The sequence below is a fragment of the Corallococcus sp. AS-1-12 genome, assembly GCF_020036995.1.
Lineage (GTDB): Bacteria > Myxococcota > Myxococcia > Myxococcales > Myxococcaceae > Corallococcus.
Genome location: NZ_JAIQDD010000033.1, coordinates 72,004 through 91,894 on the forward strand (window position 1 = coordinate 72,004; position 19,891 = coordinate 91,894).

Consider the following 19,891-nt stretch of genomic DNA (forward strand, 5'->3'; position numbering starts at 1 on the left):
GTTAGAGGACTCCGCGCGCCTTGATGTCGAGGTAACGGTTCACCGCCGCGAGGCTCAGCTCGTCCGGCGCCACGTCCAGCATCTGCACGCCGCCCCTGCTCACGCGGGCCTTGAGGACCTCCCGGTCCGTGAGCAGCTCCGACGCCACCGCGTGCTGGAACGCCTCCTCCGGTCCTGACGGGGGCGTGCGCAGCAGCTTCTGCAGCGCGGTGTCCTTCACGGACAGGCACAGCGGGACGTGGCGGCGGGCCAGCCGGTGCAGCGGGGCCACCAGCGTTCCGGCCTGCTCCTCGTCCAGGAAGTCCGTGAAGACGCACAGCAGGCTGCGCCGGTTGAGGCGCACGTTCAGCTCCTTGAAGAGCGCCAGGTAGTCCACGTACGTGAGGCTGGGCGTCGCGGAGTAGAGCGTGTCCACCAGCTTGCGGTACTGGCCCCGGCCCGCCGCGGGCGGCAGGTAGGCCTTCACGCCGTCCGCGAAGAGGGCCAGGCCCACGCGGTCCCCGTTGCGGATGGCCACGAAGGCGAGGAACAGCGCCGCGTTCACCGCGTGATCCAACTTGGTGAGGCCGTCCACCTGGGCCGCCATGGAGCGCCCCGCGTCCACGCAGATGATCAGCGCCTGCGAGCGCTCCGACTCCAGCACCCGCGTCACCGGCCGGCCCCGGCGCGCGGTGGCCTTCCAGTCCACGTCGCGCACGCTGTCGCCCTGGGCGTAGTCCCGCAGGCGCGCGAACTCGCTGCCCTGGCCGTCTCGCCGCAACTGCCGCAGCCCCAGGTTCACCAGGTCCAGCGCGGCGCCGGACAACAGCAACCTCCGGGCGCCTCGCAGGTCCGGGTACACCGACACCGAGCGCTCCGCCGGGAACGTCCGCTCGTGCGAGACGAGCCCCAGGGGGCCGCGCACGCGCACGTGCACGGCGCCGAAGCTGAACTTGCCGCGCTTCGCGGGCGTGGTCCGGTACACCCACTGCGTCTGGCTGTCCGGCGTGAGGCGCAGCGTGGCCTCCGAGGGCTCCGAGGTGAACGACGGCGGCGCGTCGTCCTTCACGCGCACCTCCACCGTGCCCACGCCCCGGTGCACCAGGCGCAGCTCGACGCGATTGGCCACGCCCACGTTGAGGCGCTCCGGCAGCAGGCGCTCCACCTCCAGCCGCACGCGGCGGGCCTGGAGGAAGTCGAACACGGCCAGCGCCACGGCCAGCGCGTCCAGCGCCAGCACCGCGCCGCCCAGGCCCGGGAAGAAGCCCGCCAGCGCCATGGGCAGCGCGAGCAGGGCCAGCAGCCCCCACAGGCGCTCGGAGGGAATCACCGGGGGACCTCGACGCCCTGGACCACCTCGCGCAGCACGTCCGCGGCCGTGGCCCCGTCCAGCTCCGCGTCCGGCGACAGGAGCAGGCGGTGGCGCAGCACCGGGCCCACCAGGAAGCGCACGTCGTCAGGCGTCACGAAGTCGCGGCCCCGCAGCGCCGCCAGCGCCTTCGACGCGAGCAGCAGGTGCACGCCCGCGCGCGGCCCCGCGCCCAGGCGGATGTTGGGCGAGCTTCGCGTCGCGGCCACCAGCTTGCGGATGTACGCAAGGACCGGCGGCTCCACGTTCACCGTGTTGAGCGCCACGCGCGCCTGGAGCAGGTCGTCCTTCGTCACCGCCGCGCTCACGCCCGCGCGCGCCAGGTCGCCCGCGTCGAAGCCCCGGTGCACGGACTCGAGGATGGCGTCCTCCTCCTCCGGCGCGGGGTAGCCCACGTCGATCTTCAGCAGGAAGCGGTCCAACTGCGCCTCGGGGAGCGGGTACGTGCCTTCCGACTCCACCGGGTTCTGCGTGGCGAACACCGTGAACATGGGCGACAACTGGAGGTTCTTGCCCTCCAGCGACACGGCGCGCTCCTGCATGGCCTCCAGCAGCGCGGACTGCGTCTTCGCCGGGGCGCGGTTGATCTCGTCCGCCAGCAGCAGGTCCGTGAAGATGGGGCCTCGCGCGAGCACGAAGGCCTGCGACTTCAGGTCGAAGACGCTGGTGCCCAGGATGTCCGCGGGCATCAGGTCCGGCGTGAACTGGATGCGCTTGAAGTCCGCGCCCACGCTGCGCGACAGCGCCTTGGCCATCAGCGTCTTGGCCACGCCGGGCACGCCCTCCAGCAGGATGTGCCCGCCGGCCACGAGCCCGCAGAGCATCAGCTCCAGCGGCTCGTCCTGCCCGACCACGGCCTTGCGCACCTCCGCGAGGACGCCCTCGCGGATGGCGTTCGCGGACCGCACGGCGTTGCCGGTGTCCGGGAAGGGGGGAGGGGAGGAGGGCGCGTTCATGGGGTTCCGGGGCGGGGCCGGCCGGTGCCGGCGGGGTGGATGCGCTCGCGCACGTGCGCGGCGGAGGTGGCGAGGGCCTGGAGGTCGGCGTCCTTCTGGACCGTTTCGGACTGGCGGACCACGTCGAGCAGCCCGTCCGCCAGGTCCTGGCGTCCGCGCGTGCGCAGCCCTTCCGCGACGGCGGCAAAGGTGGAGTGCGAAGGCAGGCCCGCGAGCGGCGCCAGTTGCTGCGTGAGGCCGCGCGAGATGAGCCCCGCGGCGAACCCGTGGTGCTGGCCCTCGCGGTACAGCCGGCTCATGGCGAAGAGGGCGTCCGTGGCGCCCACGCGCATGGACTCCGGCGGAGGCAGCGGCCGGCCGAAGCGCTTCAGCGCGCCCGCCCACAGCACGACGCCCAGGAGCAGTTGCGCGACGGCGAAGTGCAGGCCGTAGCGGCGCGCGAAGTCCACGAGCGAGCGCTCGTTGGTGAAGCCGTGGTGGAACTCGTCGAAGGCGAAGGGGCCGGGGCCCAGGGCCTCCAGCGCGCTCAGCCAGAACTGCGCGTTGTCCGCCCTGGCGAGCGCCGGGTTCATCGCGAGCTCGGGGGCGCCCACCACCAGCACCCGGCCCAGGCCCACATGAAGCACCGCGGCCACGGGGAAGCCCAGGCGCTCATCCTCCAGCACCGTGACGGCGTGCTCCGGGAGGCGGAGGTAGGCCTGGACCTTCGCCTCCACGCGCTCCACGCCCAGCGTGTACGGCGTGGGCAGCGGGGGCACCAGCGTGCGCATGGGCAGCGTCACGTCCGCCTTGTCCAGCTTCACGCCCAGTTCGTCCAGGAGCGCGTTCTCCTTCGAGCCCCAGGGCACGTACACGAGCGAGGCGCCGGCGCGGACATGGGACAGCACGCGCTCCACCTCTTCGTCGTCCAGTTGCTGCGCGCGCAGGGCGTTGAAGCCCTGGTGCGGCGCCTCCTCGTCGTCCACGCCCGCGTCCGGGTCCGACGCGAGCCGCGTCTGATCCGGATCCTCCTCGTGCGAGTCCTGGACCTCCACGGCGAGCAGCACCAGTGCCTCATGGCCGGTGAGCAGGCGCAGGTCCGCCATGTTGCGCGTCACCGGCAGGCCGCTCTCCTGCGCGAGCAGGTACAGGGCGCGCGCGCCGTCCGGCTCCGCGCGGAAGGTGGACAGCGGATCCGCGAAGCCGCCGCGCTGGGCGCCGCGCACCAGGAACGCCCCGAGCACGCCCGCGAGCAGCAGGCCCCCCAGCACGAGCAGCGGGAAGCGGTCACGCACCGGCGGCCTCCTGCGCGGGCGGCGCGGCGAGCAGCGGGGCGGTGATGGCGCGGAACTCGGTGTAGCCGTCCGCGCCCACGGGCGCGTTGCCGTACCACGCGAAGTCGAAGCGGCGCGTCAGCTCGCGGAACGGGGCCTTCACCTCCGGGCGGCCCCGGAACGCGCGCAGGTAGTCCCAGTTGGACAGCGTCTCGTCGTAGTGGATGGCGCCGTCACGGTGCAGGCGCGACAGGAGCGCGAGGTACAGGTTGCGCACCGCCTCGCGGTACTCCCCCTTCGCGGCCAGCGCGTCGGCCAGGTGCGCCCAGCCCTCCGGGGGACGCGACAGCGCGTGGTCCGGGTTGCCCGCGAGCGCCGCGGCGTCCACGGTGCTCACCTCCAGCGCCGGGCCCGCGCCCTCGCGCTTGCGCCGCAGCACGCTCACGACCACCACCCCCAGCACCGCGAGCGTCAGCGCGACCAGCATCACGACGAGGGCGTTCGCCGCCGCGCCGCCGCTCAGGGGCAGGGCGGTTTCCCGCGACTGGGGCCGCGGGTTGTTGCGCTTGAAGAAGTCCCGGAGCCACTCGCCCAGCTTGTCGATGAAGCGGCGCCACCAGCTCGCCTCCGGAGGGACGTCCTCCTCCTTGGGTTCGGCCGGGGCCTTCTCCGGGCGCTCCTGGAACTCCGGCCGTGCGAGGATGGCCCGCGCCCGGTCCGTGGCCGCACGGGCGTCCGCGCGCGCCTGGGCCTCGGCCGTGGCCGACACCTGCGTAAGCCCGCTCTCCAGCGTCACCGCCGCCGTCTCGCAGTCCTCGTCGTCGAAGGCCAACTGCTCCAGGCGGCGCACGAAGCGCTCGAGCTTGGCCGTCTCCCGCGCGTCCAGCGCATCGAAGTCCTGGAGCGCCGTGCCCTCCACCTGCTCCGGCAGCTCGCACTCCGTTGCGACCTTCTCCAAGCGCGCGCGCAGCGCCTGGCGCCTGGCGGCCTCCGGCGCGGCTTCCACGGACGCGGGGGCAGCGAGGAGCAGCCCCGTGGCCAGCAGCAGCGCCGCGGCCACGCCCTTCGACGCGAGCCCCCCGCGCTTCACGCTCCGCTCCGGGAGCTGCTGCACGGCGGCCAGCAGGTCCAGGCCCTCCTGGCGCACGCGCCCGTCCACCAGCAGCAGCGTGGCGGTCGCCGCGCGCAGGGGCTCGAAGAGGGCGAACGTCGTCGCGACGAGGAACACGAGCCACGGCGGGTTGTCCAACGACGCGAACCGCTCCGCGAACGTCAGGTCGATGCCCACGAGCTTCCGCCCGAGGTACAGCAGGAAGTTGAGCCCCACGTGCAGGTTGAGGAGCACCAGCACCTGCACGCCCATCAGCCAGCGCACCGCGGTGGCCGTCCCTCGCGACGGGCCCAGCAGCCGCGAGCCCACCGTGTACAGCTTCAGCGGGCTGCCCCGGCCCTGCATCGTCGCCGCGTAGCCCACGCCCTGCGCGGAGAGGAGGAACAGCGCGATGCCCAGCGAGAACGTCAGCGTCAGCACGTTGAAGAACGCCAGGTACGCCACGGCGATGAACAGGCTGGGCAGCTTCTCCAGCGCCGCGCGCAGGGACTGGCGCACGGACGGCTCCGCCTTCGCGCCCAGCAGCAGCTCCTGCACGTAGTGGCACGCCGCGCCCTGGCCCACGCCCCGCAGGAACCACGCGAGCGTCACGTACAGCGCGGGCAGGGTGGGGGAGCGCCCGTGGTCCACGGCGTCCAGCAGGTGCAGCAGCGTGGCCACCACCGCCGCGCCACCCGGCAGCGTGAGCGCCCACACGCCCGCGTTGCGCGCGCACAGGCGCAGCGCCGCGTCCATCAAGGCCACCGGACCCCGGGGGCGCAGTTCCAGTGCGGAGACGGCCATCGCGCTAGCCCACCGCGTGCGCCGCCAGCAGCACGCCGCCCCATACGAGCACGACGCCCACGAGCGCCAGCACCACGTGCGCCACGCTCCACTCGCGCCGGGGCGGCGGCCCCTCCAGCGCCTTGCGGCGCGTGTCGAGGCAACTGGCGCAGCGGTTGATGCCCTCGAACTGCGTGGTGCACTCGCGGCAGATGACGCGCCGGCACTCCACGCAGACGCCCAGGCCCGCGCGGTCCGGGTGGTAGTGGCAGCGGCCCGAGCCCTGAATCATGCGCTCACCTTACGCAATCCAGGGCTCGCCACACCACCCCCGCGCGGGCGGGACGGAACTACAGCTCGTCGAAGAACTCGTCGTTGTAGGTGTACCGGCCGAGCCGTTTGACGAGCGCCTCCATGGCCTCCACCGGCTTCACGGAGAAGAGCATCTGCCGCAGCTTCTTCACCTTCTCGTACTCGCGCAGGGTGAAGAGCTTCTCCTCCTTGCGCGTGCCGGACTGGGCGATGTTGATGGCCGGGAAGACGCGCTTCTCCGCGAGCAGGCGGTCCAGGGTGACCTCGGAGTTACCCGTGCCCTTGAACTCCTCGAAAATCACCTCGTCCATGCGGCTGCCGGTGTCGATGAGCGCCGTGCCGATGATGGTGAGCGAGCCCGCCTCCTCCGTGGCGCGCGCGGCGCCGAAGATGCGCTTGGGGCGCTCCAGGGCGCGGCTGTCCACGCCGCCCGTCATGGTGCGGCCGGAGCTGTCCACTTCCTTGTTGTAGGCGCGCGCCAGGCGGGTGATGGAGTCCAGGAGGATGACCACGTCCTTGCCGGACTCCACCAGCCGGCGGGCGCGCTCCAGCGCGAGCTCCGCGACCTTGAGGTGGTCGCCCGTGGGCCGGTCGGAGCTGGAGGCGATGACCTCCGCCTTGATGCTCCGGCGCATGTCCGTCACTTCTTCCGGGCGCTCGTCGATGAGCACCACCATGACGTGGCACTCCGGGTGGTTCTGGATGATGGCCTGCGCGATGCGCTGGAGCATGATCGTCTTGCCCGTCTTGGGCGGGGCGACGATGAGCGCGCGCTGACCCTTGCCGATGGGCGCGATGAGGTCCAACACGCGCGTGACCATCTCCTTGTGGCCGTTCTCCAGCTTCAGCCGCTCGGTGGGGTCCACGGAGGTGAGGTCCGCGAAGTGCGGCAGCCGGGGCGCGCCGTCCAGCGGGCGGCCGTCCACCGTGTCCACCTTCTGGATGACGCCCTTGTGGCCGCGCATCTGCGCGAACGCGGTGAGGTACTGGCCCTGCCGCAGGCGCAGCTTCTGGACCAGGTTCTTGGGCAGCTCCGGGTCATCCGGCGACGCCAGCAGGTTGCGCTTCACCTGACGCAGGAACGCGTTGGGGCCCTTGGCCTCCGTGTCCAGCACGCCCTCCACGGGCGTCAGGTTCTGCTGCGGCGCGCCCTGGGCATGCCCGCCGCCGCGCTGCTGCTGCGGGTGGCGCGGGTGCTCGTGCCGCTGCGGCGGCGGTCCGCCGTCCTGCGGGCGGTTCTCCTGGCCCTGCGGCTGGCCGCCGCCCTGGGGCTGCTGCTGTTGCTGCTGCGCCTGGCGCTGGCGGTACTGCTCCAGCTCCTGCGGCGTCAGGAAGACCTGCACCTGCTGCCCGTCCGGGCCCGCCGTCATGCGGTAGGCCTGGCCCTCCGGGGTGAAGTGCACCTGCGCGCCACGGCGGCGGCGGCGGCGGCGGCGGCGGCGGCCCCCCTGGCCGGGGGCTCCGGGGGCGCCGTTCTGGGCAGCGCCACCCGCGGAGGACTCACCCTCGTCGGGGCCCTCGTCGCCCTCGTCGTCACCGCCGTCGTCGTCCGCCTCGGGGGGCGGGGGGGGACGGGCGGCCGCGGGCGGAGGCGGCGGGTTGCGGGTCTCGGGGTTGTCGGAATTCTCGCTCATGGGGCTCCACGCGTGACGGCCCTTCGAGGTCGGCGGCCGTGAGCGGGCCCGCCGGGGACGTCAGGAAGCAGGTTTTGGGACAGGAAGCCGGACGCGGGGCCTGCGAGAAGGCCGAAACCGCCGGTTCCTGAAACCCCCCGACGGCCCTAGCGCCGGCCGGGAGGCACTCACCACCCTAACAGAGCGCCCGGATGGGGCGCCCGCAATTTCGCCGCCCGTACGCGTGGGCTGTCCACCGGGCGACCTCCCTGGGGGCCCTTCAGCGGATGCGCACGCGGAAGGGCATCATGGCCTTCAGGCCGGGGCGCAGGAGCTCGGGCGACCCCAGCCCCACCTCCCGGGCAAGCACGGACAGGGCCTCCGGCGGGCGCTCCGGCAGCGCGGGCAGCAGCACCCCCGCCAGCGCGTGCACGCCGGGCTCGCCGCCCAGCCCGGAGAGGAAGCCGCGCGCGTCCCCCATGACGTCCAGCTCCAGCTCCTCCGAGGGCGCCACCTTCGCGCGCTTGCGCGCCGACGCCACGGCCTCCGGCATGCCGCCCAGCCCGTCCACCAGCCCCCGGGCGAGCGCGTCCGTGCCGCTCCACACGCGGCCCCGGGCCACGGCGTCCACCTTCGCCTTGTCCATCTTCCGGTTGCGGGCGACCTCCGTGATGAACGTGTCGTAGGAGTCGTCCACCCAGGTCTGCACGGCGGCCTGCTGCTCCGGCGTCCACGGCTTCCACCACTCCAGGAGGTCCGCCATGTCGCCGCGCTTGAGCGTCTCCTGGTTCACCCCCAGCTTCGTGCCCAGGCCCTCCAGCGCGGGCTTCGGGTAGAAGACGCCGATGCTGCCCGTCAGCGTGGTGGGCTCCGCCAGGACCTCGTCCGCGGCCACCGCCGCGTAGTAGCCGCCGGAGGCCGCCGCGTCGCCCATGGAGGCGATGACGGGCTTGCGCTTCTTCGCCTCCAGCACCGCGCGGTACATCAGGTCGGACGCCAGCACGTCACCGCCGCCGGAGTCCACGCGCAGGATGATGGCCACCACGGACGGGTCGTCCTGCGCCTCCTCCAGCGCGCGCACCACCGTCTCCGCGCCCGCCAGCCGCGCGAAGCCCAGAGGGTCCTCGCGGCTGCGGCCCCCGGTGATGTCGCCCAGCACCGGCACCACCGCGATGCGGCGGCGCAGGCCCCAGCGGTCCTCGCGCTCGTCGCGCGGCGAGTACGTCGGCCGGAAGCGCAGGCCCGGGAACCACTCCGCCACGCGCGCGTCCAGCTCCGTCGCGGACACCACGCCGTCCAGGAGGCCCGCCGCCTGCGCCCGCTTCGAGGACAGGATGCCCTGGGCCCACGCCGCGCGCAGCCGCTCCGGGGGCAGCTTGCGCCCGGCCTCCACGGCCTTCTCGTAGTGCGCCACCTGGGAGTCCAGGTACGCGTCCAGCGTCTCGCGCTCCGCGGGGCTCATGTCGGAGCGGGTGAACTGCTCCATCGCTGTCTTGTATTCGCCCACGCGCGCCACGTCCCACGTCACGCCCAGCTTCTCCATGGTGCCGCCCAGCGACGTCACCGTGGCGGACAGGCCGTTGATGGGCAGCGACGCCTCCGTCAGCGCGTAGACGCTGTCCGCCGCGGACGCCACCAGGTAGCCGCGGTCATCCCCGGACAGCATCACCACCACGACCTTCTTGCCCGCGTCCCGCAGCTTGAGCAGCGACTGGCGCAGCTCCTCCGCCGTGCCCCAGCCCACGCCGGGCAGGCCCTCCATCTTCACCACCACGCCCTTGAGCCGCTCGTCGCGCGTGGCCAGGTCCAGGAACTTCAGCAGGCGCAGGTACGGGTCCGTCTCGCTCACGCCCAGGAGGGCCAGCGCGGGGCTCACGCCGCCCGCGAGCATGTCGTCCAAATCCAGCAGCGCCACCACGCCGCCGCCGCCGTGCACGGAGCGGTAGCGCTCCGAGGACAGGCGCACCTGCAGCACGTGGTCCAGGCCTTCGCCCGCGCCGCCCGCCGCGTACGTCAGGCCCGCGTGGCCCAGGTCCACCGTGGCCGAGAACTGGAGCGCCAGGGGGATGCCGCTGACGAAGCCGTGGGACAGGCCGCCGCCCAGCCGCAGGCCGCGCACCACCTCCGCCTGGAGCGTGTACGTGGCCAGGCCCTCCCGGAAGCCGCCCTCCGCGAAGAGCCAGTCCACGCCCAGCGTGTAGCGCTCGTCCAGCGGGCGCAGGCCCAGGCCGAAGTTGTAGCGGCGCGGCAGCTTGAGGCCGTCCTGCTCCGGCGCGTTCAGGTCCCTGGCCACCGCGGCCAGCGACAGGAAGCGGAAGGGGCGCGCGGTGAGGCCCACGTCCCAGCTCGTCAGCCCGCTGATGCGGGAGTCATCCGAGCTGCTGAAGTCGTGCAGCGCGGCGCCGAGCTGCAGCGTGCGGGGCCCCAGCGACAGGCCGAAGGACGTCTTGCGGTAGTCCGGCGCGTTCTCGCCGCGGATCCACTCCAGGGAGAAGCCCGCGCCCAGGCCCAGGACGCGCGTGCCCAGGAAGACGGCGTCGCCCACCGAGTCGGACTGGAGGTTGCGCTCGTGGAGGTAGAAGAGCTGCCCCGCGTCCTGGAAGCCCAGGCCTGCGGGGTTGAGGGACAGGGCGGGCGCTTCGTCGATGAGCGCCGCGTTGGTGGGCGGCAGGGTGACGCCCCGGGGCGGGGCGGGGGCGCGGTCGACGGCGCCCGTCTGGGCAAGCGCGAGGCTGGGGAGGAGGGCGAGCAGCGGCAGGTGGCGCATACGGCCCGGGACTCTAGGTGCGAGCCGTCCCGGGACAAGCGCCGCGTGTCACCAGTCCTCGGTACCCGACACGTCGTCCAGCGGATCATCCCCGGAGTGCTTCTTGACGGACTGTCGGGAGTTGCCACCCCGGTCCTCGGAGCCCCAGTCCTCCGCGCCGCTGCGGTTGTCCAGCGGGTCGCGCCGCTTCTGGACCTGCTCGCCCTCGCTGTTGATGAGCTGGTTGACCACCCGCTCCATCTCCGACTTGAGCTGGCCGTACTCGTCGCCCTGGAGCACCAGCTTGCGCGAGCCCAGGCGCTTGCCGCTCTTCACGTCGAAGAGGCCCACGGACAGCTCCGTGCCGCGCTCCGGGATGACGCGCACGGTGCCCACCATCGCCCGGTCCAGGCTCAACGAGCGGCCCAGCGAGGCGACGGCGTTGGCCGGCTTGTCGCTGGGGCGCGACACGTCCGGAATCACCTTGTCCAACTGCGCGTCGTAGGCCTTGTAGGTGGCCGTGGGGGACAGGGAGGCGACGACGTCCACGTCGTCCGGCGTCACCTCCGCGATCTGCCCGAACTGCCGGAAGCCCGGCCGCTCCATGCGCACCAGGTGCTTGCCCACCGGCAGCGTGGGCAGCGTCAGCGGCGTGTAGCCCACCGGCTCCCCGTCCACGTAGACGCGGGCGCCCGCGGGCCGGGACTTGAAGGTGGCGCTGCCGCGCAACTGCGAGGGGCGGCTCGTCGCCACCTGCACGCGCAGGCTGATGAACTCCCGGCTGAAGCGCTTGGGGTTCAATTCGAACGTGGGGTTGAGCGCCATCAGGTCGATGAGCAGCAGCTTCGCCTCCTCCACGTCGCCCCGGAGCTGGAGGATGGCGCCGTGCAGCGCCAGCGCGTCGCACAGCGGGAAGCAGGACGTCATCGCCGCGACGGAGCCGTCCAGCTCCTTGAGGGTGGCGCGCACCTTGCGCTCCGCGTCCTCGTACTCGCGCGCCTCGAAGGCCTTGACGCTCTCCTCGTAGCCCTTCTTCGCGCGCTGGAACGACGCCTGCGCGGCCGGGTCGTCCGGCAGGCCGAAGAGGTCGCGCGGCTTGCGCACGGAGTAGCTGGCGAAGTTTCCGAGCGCGTCGTTCATGTAGCTCTCCATCTGCACCCCCGAGGACTCGGACGACGGGTCCATGGGGATGAGCAGCGCGGAGATGCGGCCCGGTTGGGACGAGGCGGACAGCGCCAGGGCGGGCAGCAGCACGAGCGCGAGCGGAAGGGCTTTCATGAGGAGTCCTGTGCGCTTGACGCCCAAGCTAGAAGGAAATTCCACCGGGCAGCCCGTTGACCGGGTTGAAGCCAGCGCCGCGGTCCGTGGTGGCCACGTACACCACGCCCGCCGTCACGGCCGCCACGCCCGCCGCCGCGGCCCAGAACCAGGGCTTGCGCAGCACGGAGTCGCTGGCCACGAGCGGATCCTTCGACTCCGAGCGGCCCTGGGGCAGCGCCGCGCCGGTGAGGAAGGTGTGCACCTGGTCCGCGGCGAAGTCCGCGCTGCCCTTGCCCTCGCGCTTGCCGAAGTCCACCTCCACGCCGCGCAGGCGGTTCTTGGTGCGCACGTCCCACGCCTGCACCTCGCCGTGCAGCCGGCCCTTCTTGTCCTGGAACGTGGCCGCCAGCACCACGTAGCGCGCGTTGAGCCGCTCGGCGATGGCGCCCACCTCCGGCGGCGTGCCGTCCGCGTCGAAGGCGGCCTCCGTGCCGGCCTTCGACGCCGCGTCACGCAGCGCGGACAGGCCCGGCGCGGAGCCGAGCTTCGTCTTCACCTCCGTGGGGGCGGACGGCTTCACCTCCACGTACGTCGCGAACGGGGCGTAGCCCGGCAGCACCACCTGCACGGGGTAGTGGCCCGGGGCCAGCTTCGCGCCCGCCAGCGGCGTCGTGCCCACGTCGCGGCCGCGCACCAGCACGCGCGCGCCCTGGGGCTGGGTGTTCACCACCAGCGTGCCCTGCGGCTGCGCGTTCAGCTCGCCCTGCGCCTCGGAGAACACCCGCTGCACGTCCTGGCCGAAGAGGGCCGCGTCCGGGCGCAGCGAAGGCTCCGCGAGCAGCGCGTTCGTGAAGGCCGCCTTCGCGCCCGCCACGTCGCCGTTGAGGAGCTGGGACGCGCCCTGGAAGAGGTACGTCTCACCCAGCTTCTCCGGGCGCAGGTCGCCGGGGCGCTGCACGTAGGCCTCCGCGGCCGCCTTGAACTTCACCGCCGCGGCGTCCGGGTCCAGGTTGTCGTACGCGGCGCGGCCCTCGTCGAAGAGGGCGTCCGCCTTGGGGTTGCCCTGGGGCTCCGGGGGCGGGAAGGCGGTGGCCAGGTCCACGAACTGCACGTCGCCCGCGCTGCCCAGCCGCCGGGTGATGGTGTCCTCCAGCTTCGCCGCCGAGTCCTGCGCGGCCGACTGGCGGGGCACGCCGAAGATGGCCACCGCGCTGGACGGCGCCGCGCGCACCGCCGGGGGCGGGACGTCCGCCAGCTTCTTCGGCGCGGCGGGCGTGGCCGGGGTGACGGGCGCCTGGGTGGCGGCCTTGGGCGCCACCGGCGCGTCCGACTCGGGGGGCGCTTCGTCCGGCGGGGTGAAGGTGTCCTCGGGGATGGCCGCGGGGACCTTCTTGGTGGCGGCGGGACGCTTCTTCTTCGCGGCGGACTTCCGCTTGGTGGCGGCGTCGGCGGCGGGAGCGCTCAGCACGCAGGCGAGCGCGACAGTCAGGGCAAGGCGGGTGGTGTTCACGATTCGGCGGATGCTAGCCGACCGGCGGGGCGGAAGACCAATGCCCACCCGGGACGGAACGGCGCCCATCCCGGGTGTGCGGGGACTCCCGTTTTCTCAGACGTCCAGCTCCTGGACCTCACCGGCCTGCTCGGTGATGAACTTGTAACGCGCCGAGACGTCCTTCCCCATCAGGTCGTTGATGATGCGGTCGGTCTCCAGCGCGTTGTCGATGGTGACGCGCAGGCTGATGCGGTTTCGCGCGTCGAGCGTCGTCTGCTTCAGCTCGTCGGCCGTCATCTCGCCCAGACCCTTGAAGCGCATGATGTTGGGCTTGGCGTTGCCCTTGGCCTTCTCGCGGATGATGCGGTCGCGGTCCGGCTCGTCCAGGGCCCAGTACGTCTCCTTGCCGATGTCCACCCGGTACAGCGGCGGCTGGGCGATGTGCACGGCGCCCGCTTCAATCAGGGGCCGCAGGTGCCGGTAGAAGAACGTGAGCAGCAGCGTGGCGATGTGGTGGCCGTCGCTGTCCGCGTCCATCAGCAGGAAGACGCGGCCGTAGCGCAGCTTCGTGATGTCGAAGTCGGACCCGATGCCGCAGCCCAGCGCGCTGACGATGTCCTGGAGCTCCTTGTTGGTGGCCACCTTGTCGGTGGACGCCTGCTCCGCGTTGAGCACCTTGCCGCGCAAGGGGAGGATGGCCTGGGTGCGCCGGTCGCGGCCCTGCTTGGCGGAGCCGCCCGCGGAGTCACCTTCCACGATGAACAGCTCGCTGGACGCAGGGTCCGTGGACGAGCAGTCCGCGAGCTTGCCGGGGAGGTTCAACCGGTGGCTCACCGCGGACTTGCGGCTGATGGCGGCGGAGGCCGCGCGGGAGGCCTCGCGCGCGCGGGCGGCCAGGATGATGCGCGCCAGCAGCGCTTCCGCGATGGACTTGTTGTCGTTGAACCACTTCTCCAGCGCCGGGCGCACGGCGCCGTCCACCTGCGCCGTCGTCTCCGGGTTGTTGAGGCGGCCCTTCGTCTGCCCCTGGAACTGGGGCTCCACCACGTACACGGAGAGGATGGCGGTGATGCCCTCGCGGATGTCCTCCGCGGTGAGCGTCACGCCCTTGGGCGTCAGGCCGTGCGTCTCGATGTAGTTGCGCATCGCCTTGACGATGGCGGCCCTCAGGCCCGCCTCGTGCGTGCCGCCCAGGTTCGTGGGGATGCCGTTGACGTACGAGCGGATGTGCTCGTCCGTGGCCTCCGTCCACGCCAGCGCCACCTCCAGGCGGACCTCGTTGTCGCGCGAGTAGTAGAACGGCGCGCCGCCCACGGGGACGATGGGCTTCTGGCGCTCCGACACGACCTTGGTGAGGTACTCCGCGATGCCGCCGTCGTGCTTGAACGTCTCCGACACGGCGGGCGTGGCCGTCTCGTCCTTCCAGACGACCGTCATCCCCTTGTGCAGGTAGCTCTTCGCCTCCAGGCGCTCGCGCACCAGGGCCGCGTCGAACTTCTGCTTCTCCCCGAAGATTTCGGCGTCCGGCTCGAAGGTGATGGACGTGCCGGTGCCGCGCGCGGGGCCCTCCACCTTGAGGGCGCTGGTCGCCTTGCCGCGCGCGTACGACTGCACGTGGCGCTTGCCGTCCTTCTTGATTTCGATGAGCAGCTTGCTGGTGAGCGCGTTCACCACGGAGCTGCCCACGCCGTGCAGACCGCCCGAGTGGATGTAGTTGCCCTGCTCGAACTTGCCGCCCGCGTGCAGCGTCGTGAGGATGACCTCCACGGCGGGCTTCTTGTGCTTGGGCATCATGTCCACGGGGATGCCGCGCCCGTTGTCCACGACGGTGATGGACCTGCCGCCCTTGTGCAGCGTGACTTCAATCAGGGACGCGTAGCCGTTGATGACCTCGTCCACCGAGTTGTCGACGATCTCCCAGAGGAGGTGGTGGTAGCCCGTGCTGTCGGTGCCACCGATGTACATGGCCGGGCGCTTGCGCACCGGCTCCAGGCCTTCCAGGACCTGGATGTCCGCGCCTGTGTAGCTTTCCTTCTTGGTCGCCATGGCCTTCCCGCTACTCCTTCTTCTCCGGCAGCGGCACGAAGGTGACGGGACGCGCCACCTCCTTCACCGTGTCGCGCTTGGACATCTCATGGCCCTTGCCGCCGCGGCCCGTCACGCTGAACTTCGCCGGTGACAGGTGCAGCTTGCGGCCCTTCTGCGTCTCGAACTCCAGCGTGGCGTCCTTCTGACTGGCGGGCGCCGCGAGGAAGTCCACCACCTTGTCCCCGTCATCCACCTTGATGACCTGGACGCCCTTGCCGGGGCCTGCCAGCTCGTTCACCTCGGCCACCTTGCAGACAAGGGCGTTGGTCTTCTCCGTGAGGACGGCGAGCAGGTCCTTGTCGCCCACCGGCTGCGTGCCGATGATTTCGTCGCCCTCGCCCGTCTTCGCGTAGCGGCGGCCGGCGCGGGTGGAGACCTCCGTGTGCGGCGCCAGCAGGAAGCGCAGGCCCAGGCCCTGGCGCGTCACCGCCACCAGCTTCTCCGGCTGGGGCAGGCGGGCATCCTGGGACAGGGCGCCCACCACGCGCTCGCCGTCGTCGAACTTGAACAGCTTCTGCACCGGATCGCCGTAGCCGGTGGAGGCCGGCACGTCGTTGAAGCGGGTGACGTAGGCGGTGCCGAAGTTGCTGAACAGCACCAGGTTCGCCTTCAGGCTGCCGGCGAGCACCGCCATCACCGCGTCGCCTTCACGCAGGCGGGTGGTGGACGGGTCCTTCACCTCGCGCACGCGCTTGATCCACCCGTCGCGGGTGATGACGACGTGGGCGTCCTCGTCCGCGATGAACGCCTCCGCGGAGAACTCCACCTCCTCCGCGCCCGCGCCGCCAATGCGCGTGCGGCGCTTGTCGGTGTACGCGGCCTTGAGGCCGGTCAGCTCCTCCTGGATGACGTTCCAGCGCTTCTTCGCGTCCTTGAGGATGCCCTCGATGCGCTTGATCTCCGCGCGCTTCTCCTTGAGCTCCTTCTGGACGATGAGGATCTCCAGGCGGGCCAGCTTGTAGAGGCGCATCTCCAGGATGGCGTCCACCTGGAGCTCGTCCAGCTTGAAGCGCGTCATCAGCTTCTGGGCGGCGTCCTGCTTGCCCTCCGACTGGCGGATGATCCGGATGATCTCATCCAGCGCGTCGTAGGCCTTCTCGAAGCCCTCCAGGATGTGGACGCGCCGCTTGAGCTCCGCCAGCTCGTGCTCGAAGCGCTTCGTCACGACCTCCAGGCGGAAGTCGAGGAAGTAGCGGAGCATGGACTTGAGGTCCAGGCGCTTGGGCGTGCCAACGTCCGGGTTCTCCGAGGGGACGAGGCAGGTGAGGTTCACGCCGAAGTTCGTCTGCAGGGGCGTGTGCTTGTAGAGGTACGCCATCACCAGCTCGGGGTTGGCGTCCTTCTTGACCTCCAGCACGATGCGCACGTCCGTGGTGGACTCGTCGCGCACGTCGGTGATGAGCGGCAGCTTGCGGTCGCGCACCAGCTCGCCAATCTTCGCGACGAGCGTGGACTTGTTCACCGTGTACGGGATGGAGGTGACGACGATCATCTGACCGCCGCGCTTCATCTCCTCCAGCTTGTACTCGCCGCGGATGCGGACGGAGCCCTGGCCCGTCTCGTAGATGTCGCGCAGCTCCTTCTTGTCGTTGAGGATCTGCCCGCCGGTGGGGAAGTCCGGCCCCTTGATGTACTTGAGCAGGTCCTTGGTCTGCAGCTCCGGGTCGTTGATGAGCGCCAGGAGCGCGTCCACCAGCTCGCCCAGGTGGTGGGGCGGGATGTTGGTGGCCATGCCCACCGCGATGCCGGTGGTGCCGTTCATCAACAACTGCGGCACGCGCGCCGGGATGACGACGGGCTCGTCGCGGGTGCCGTCGTAGTTGGGGCGGAAGCGGACCGTCTTGCTGTCCAGCTCCCCCAGCAGCTCCGTGGCCAGCTTCTCCAGGCGGCACTCGGTGTAGCGGTAGGCGGCGGCGGAGTCGCCGTCCAGCGAGCCGAAGTTGCCGTGGCCGTCCACCAGCGGGTAGCGCAGGGAGAAGTCCTGCGCCATGCGCACCAGCGCGTCGTAGATGGCCGTGTCGCCGTGCGGGTGGTAGCGGCCCATGATGGCGCCCACGACCTGCGCGCACTTCTGGTACTTCGTGTCGAACGACAGGTTCAGGTCGTTCCACATGCCGTAGAGGATGCGGCGCTGCACCGGCTTGAGGCCGTCCCGCACGTCGGGCAGGGCGCGCGAGGTGATGACCGACAGGGCGTAGTTGAGGTACCGGCGGCGCGCTTCCTCGGCCAGGCCCGCGGGCAGGCTGTCCCCGCCACCGGCGCCGGACCCGCCGCCGCCTCCCTTCCCTCCGCCCCCTGCCGGGCCTCCCTGCTTCTTGCGCGACTTCGTTTCGGCTTCTGCGAGCATGGTCATGGAATCCAGATGGGTGTCACACGGGCCCGCCGGCAGGGCGTGACGCGCCGCGCGGGCGTGAAGCCGTGCGCGCCGCGACTACCAGTCGGGTCGGACCCTCGACGTCAGATGGGCGGGACTACCATGGGCCCCTGACATTGAGAACGAATTCGGGTGGTTGCGTCGGCTCCAGCCCGGAACTTCTGCACGTCCGTACAGTCCCGTGCCTGCTTGAAACCCACCGCCAACCCCCCGGAATTCCGAGGGGAGCGGGGCCGGGGCTGGCTGGCGGGCCGCTGGGACTAGCCGTTGTCGCCGGAGGGGTTGGCGCGGGGCTTCTTGCCCTCCGCGTCCGGGGCGCGGCCCCAGCCGCTGCCGCGCTTGAAGATCTGCACGCCCCGGCCGGAGCTGCCGCCGGCCATGCCGTTGATGGTGGCGGTGAGGGCCTTGCTCCCCGGCGGGTGGTAGATGACGCGCACCTTGCGGGCGGAGGGCAGCAGCGCGCTGGTGGCGTCCACCAGCAGGTAGACGGTGGTGCCGTCCGTCTGGATGCGCTCCGGGTCCTGCCGGTTGTTGAGGTCCGCGAGCAGCTCGCCCGCGTCCGCGCTGGTGGCGTCCGAGCCCAGTTGGCGGATCTTCACCCGCAGGGCCACCTCCGGGGGCGCGTCCTGGCGCTTGTACTCCCGCACGCCCTGGATGACGACCGCCAGGTCGGCGCCGTTCTCCGGGGCCTTGGTGGCGGGCAGGTGCAGGCCGGACTGGACGCTGGAGTCGGTGTCCAGGAAGAGGGTGACGTTGGCGCAGCGTTGCTTGCACTCCTCGCCGAAGGGGTCCTTGTTGAACTTCAGGCGCATGGCGAAGTCGCTGCCCTGGGGCCCGATGGTGGCATCCACGATGACGGGGCGCTCGTCGTCCGCGGACGGCTTGTAGCGGAACGTGGAGGCGCTCCGCCCCGCGGCGGAGGCGGTCGCGCTGGCCAGCAACGAGCAGACGAGCAGGGTGGGCAGGCGCTTCACGGACGGAGACCTCCTGACGGCGTGGGGCATCGAAAAAGTGGCATTCAAAGGGAACTGGCCCCGGCGCGGCAAGCCTGGGGCGTAGAGTGGCCGTCTGGAGGACAACCATGCCCACGCCGTACGTGCGTCAGCTCAAGCTCGGACCGATGGACAACTTCGTCTACCTCGTGGGTCCCCAGGACGGCCCGGAGGTGGTGGTGGTGGACCCGGCGTGGGACGTGCCGGCCATCGAGGCGGCGGTGGCGCAGGACGGCAAGCGCGTGGTGGGCGCGTTCGTGTCGCACTGCCACGGCGACCACATCAACGGCCTGGAGGAGCTGCTGTCCCGCCATGACGTCCCGGTGTTCGCGCAGGCGGAGGAGGTCGCCTTCTCCAGCGACCTGCGCAAGCGGGGTGGGGACGCGCTCAAGCTCCTGAAGGCGGGCGACGCGGTGCCGGTGGGCGCGCGCACCTTCCACGCGCTGCACACGCCCGGGCACACGCCGGGGTCGCACTGCCTGCTGGCGGAGGACGCGCTCGTGTCCGGGGACACCGTCTTCATCAACGGGTGCGGCCGGTGCGACTTCCCGGGCGGCAACCCGGAGGACATGTACCGCTCGCTGTCGCAGGTGCTGTCGAAGGTGCCGGACACCGCGCGGCTGTACCCCGGGCACGACTACGCGGACGTGCCGGTGGCCCGGATGGAGGCCATCCGGCAGCAGAACCCGTACTTCGGCTTCCCGGACATGGCGTCCTTCGTCGCCTTCCGGATGCGCCCGCGCAAGTAGGGCAAGGCAAGATGATGAGGCGTTCCCTCATCTCAAATTCATCCTTCTGAACCCACCTAGTCCTCGTCCCGGATGAAGTCCTCCGGGTGGTAATGGAAGATGTGCCGGGCCTCGGCAGTGGTGAAGGCCCAGCGAATGGGAACGCGGTGGCGGTTTGCATCGCGTTCCCAGGCGCGAGTCCTGTCGCGCAGGGTCTCCACGGAAGCGACGCGCTGGTGTCCCAGGCATTGACGCGAGACGAGACTCACTTCGATTTCAGCCTGATTGAGCCAACTGCCGTGCACAGGCGTGTAGTGCACGCAGAAGCGACTCCACAGGCGCAGGCCCTCCTTCCATCCAAAGCGACGCGTCAGCGAGAAACGCGTGTGGATATTGAGGTTGTCCAGCACGAGGTGAATCTTTCGGGCGTTGGGGTAGCGGCGTGCCAGGTCCCGCACCGCTTCTGCAAAGGCCTTACGGCAGCGCGTCGCTTTGACGAAGTGGCGCCCTGTCCGAGGCTCCACTGCGCAGAAGAGATTGGTGGTGCCGCACCGGACGTATTCGAAGTCACGCCGGGCGATAGCGCCGGAGTGCATGGGCAGCATGTCGCGCTTGGAGTCCAGCAGTTGCACGGGCCGCTCATCGAAGCAGATGACGGGCTCACGTCGGCTGAAGGGCTTCTCGTAGAGGGCCAGCACGTCCTCCATGCGCTGGACGTACTGGGCATCTAGACTCGGCACGCACCACCTTTTTTCTACGCCGGCAAATATGGCTTGAGTCCCAGGTGTTGCCCCTCTGAGAGGAGGAGCACCATGGCGCGGACGACAGCTCGCCCGGTGGCCACCCGTGAGGTGAG

At 71.3% G+C, this 19,891-nt stretch carries 14 protein-coding genes; 1 reads left to right on the top strand and 13 read right to left on the bottom strand.

Annotated features, from left to right (window positions below):
• Position 1: 1 nt before the first annotated feature.
• The 12 genes from K8556_RS33835 to K8556_RS33890 all read right to left on the bottom strand — a co-directional run bounded on the left by K8556_RS33835 (position 2) and on the right by K8556_RS33890 (position 18,289).
• Positions 2–1,309, bottom strand: a complete 1,308-nt coding sequence (locus K8556_RS33835; protein ID WP_223744238.1) for a DUF58 domain-containing protein — start codon at positions 1,307–1,309, stop codon at positions 2–4.
• Positions 1,306–2,304 (bottom strand): MoxR family ATPase, encoded by a 999-nt coding sequence (locus tag K8556_RS33840; protein ID WP_223744239.1) that lies wholly within the window; start codon positions 2,302–2,304, stop codon positions 1,306–1,308. Before K8556_RS33840 ends, K8556_RS33835 begins: the two co-directional genes overlap by 4 nt.
• Positions 2,301–3,578, bottom strand: coding sequence for a DUF4350 domain-containing protein (locus tag K8556_RS33845; protein ID WP_223744240.1), 1,278 nt, complete (start codon positions 3,576–3,578; stop codon positions 2,301–2,303). The genes K8556_RS33840 and K8556_RS33845 overlap by 4 nt, the downstream gene beginning before the upstream one ends.
• Positions 3,571–5,451 (bottom strand): DUF4129 domain-containing protein, encoded by a 1,881-nt coding sequence (locus K8556_RS33850; protein ID WP_223744241.1) that lies wholly within the window; start codon positions 5,449–5,451, stop codon positions 3,571–3,573. Before K8556_RS33850 ends, K8556_RS33845 begins: the two co-directional genes overlap by 8 nt.
• Positions 5,452–5,455: 4 nt before the next feature.
• A complete protein-coding gene (locus K8556_RS33855; protein WP_014398393.1) occupies positions 5,456–5,722 on the bottom strand; it encodes a hypothetical protein in 267 nt (88 codons plus the stop codon).
• A 58-nt stretch (positions 5,723–5,780) separates the two neighbouring features.
• On the bottom strand, positions 5,781–7,376 hold the full coding sequence (rho, locus tag K8556_RS33860; RefSeq protein WP_223744242.1) for a transcription termination factor Rho: 1,596 nt from the start codon (positions 7,374–7,376) through the stop codon (positions 5,781–5,783).
• A 259-nt stretch (positions 7,377–7,635) separates the two neighbouring features.
• Positions 7,636–10,122, bottom strand: a complete 2,487-nt coding sequence (gene sppA / locus K8556_RS33865; protein ID WP_223744243.1) for a signal peptide peptidase SppA — start codon at positions 10,120–10,122, stop codon at positions 7,636–7,638.
• A gap of 48 nt (positions 10,123–10,170) precedes the next feature.
• The gene (locus K8556_RS33870; RefSeq protein ID WP_223744244.1) at positions 10,171–11,379 is read right to left on the bottom strand and encodes a PEGA domain-containing protein; all 1,209 of its coding nucleotides are present in this window, start codon (positions 11,377–11,379) and stop codon (positions 10,171–10,173) included.
• 28 nt (positions 11,380–11,407) lie between these two features.
• A complete protein-coding gene (locus K8556_RS33875; RefSeq protein WP_223744245.1) occupies positions 11,408–12,871 on the bottom strand; it encodes a PEGA domain-containing protein in 1,464 nt (487 codons plus the stop codon).
• Between the two features lie 96 nt (positions 12,872–12,967).
• On the bottom strand, positions 12,968–14,899 hold the full coding sequence (locus K8556_RS33880) for a type IIA DNA topoisomerase subunit B (RefSeq protein ID WP_223744246.1): 1,932 nt from the start codon (positions 14,897–14,899) through the stop codon (positions 12,968–12,970).
• Positions 14,900–14,909: 10 nt separating this feature from the next.
• A complete protein-coding gene (locus K8556_RS33885) occupies positions 14,910–17,288 on the bottom strand; it encodes a DNA topoisomerase (ATP-hydrolyzing) subunit A (RefSeq protein ID WP_223744247.1) in 2,379 nt (792 codons plus the stop codon).
• A 287-nt stretch (positions 17,289–17,575) separates the two neighbouring features.
• Positions 17,576–18,289: a hypothetical protein gene (locus tag K8556_RS33890; protein WP_223744248.1), complete on the bottom strand. Its 714-nt coding sequence runs from the start codon at positions 18,287–18,289 to the stop codon at positions 17,576–17,578.
• A gap of 107 nt (positions 18,290–18,396) precedes the next feature.
• Here K8556_RS33890 and K8556_RS33895 point away from each other — a divergent pair, with 107 nt between their 5' ends.
• Positions 18,397–19,056 carry an MBL fold metallo-hydrolase gene (locus K8556_RS33895; protein ID WP_223744249.1) on the top strand — a complete coding sequence of 220 codons (660 nt, stop codon included), beginning with the start codon at positions 18,397–18,399 and terminating at the stop codon, positions 19,054–19,056.
• 56 nt (positions 19,057–19,112) lie between these two features.
• On the opposite strand, the gene K8556_RS33900 is transcribed toward K8556_RS33895, so the two are convergent.
• Complete coding sequence (locus tag K8556_RS33900) at positions 19,113–19,775, bottom strand: IS630 family transposase (protein WP_223744255.1); 663 nt, start codon at positions 19,773–19,775, stop codon at positions 19,113–19,115.
• Between the last annotated feature and the right edge of the window lie 116 nt (positions 19,776–19,891).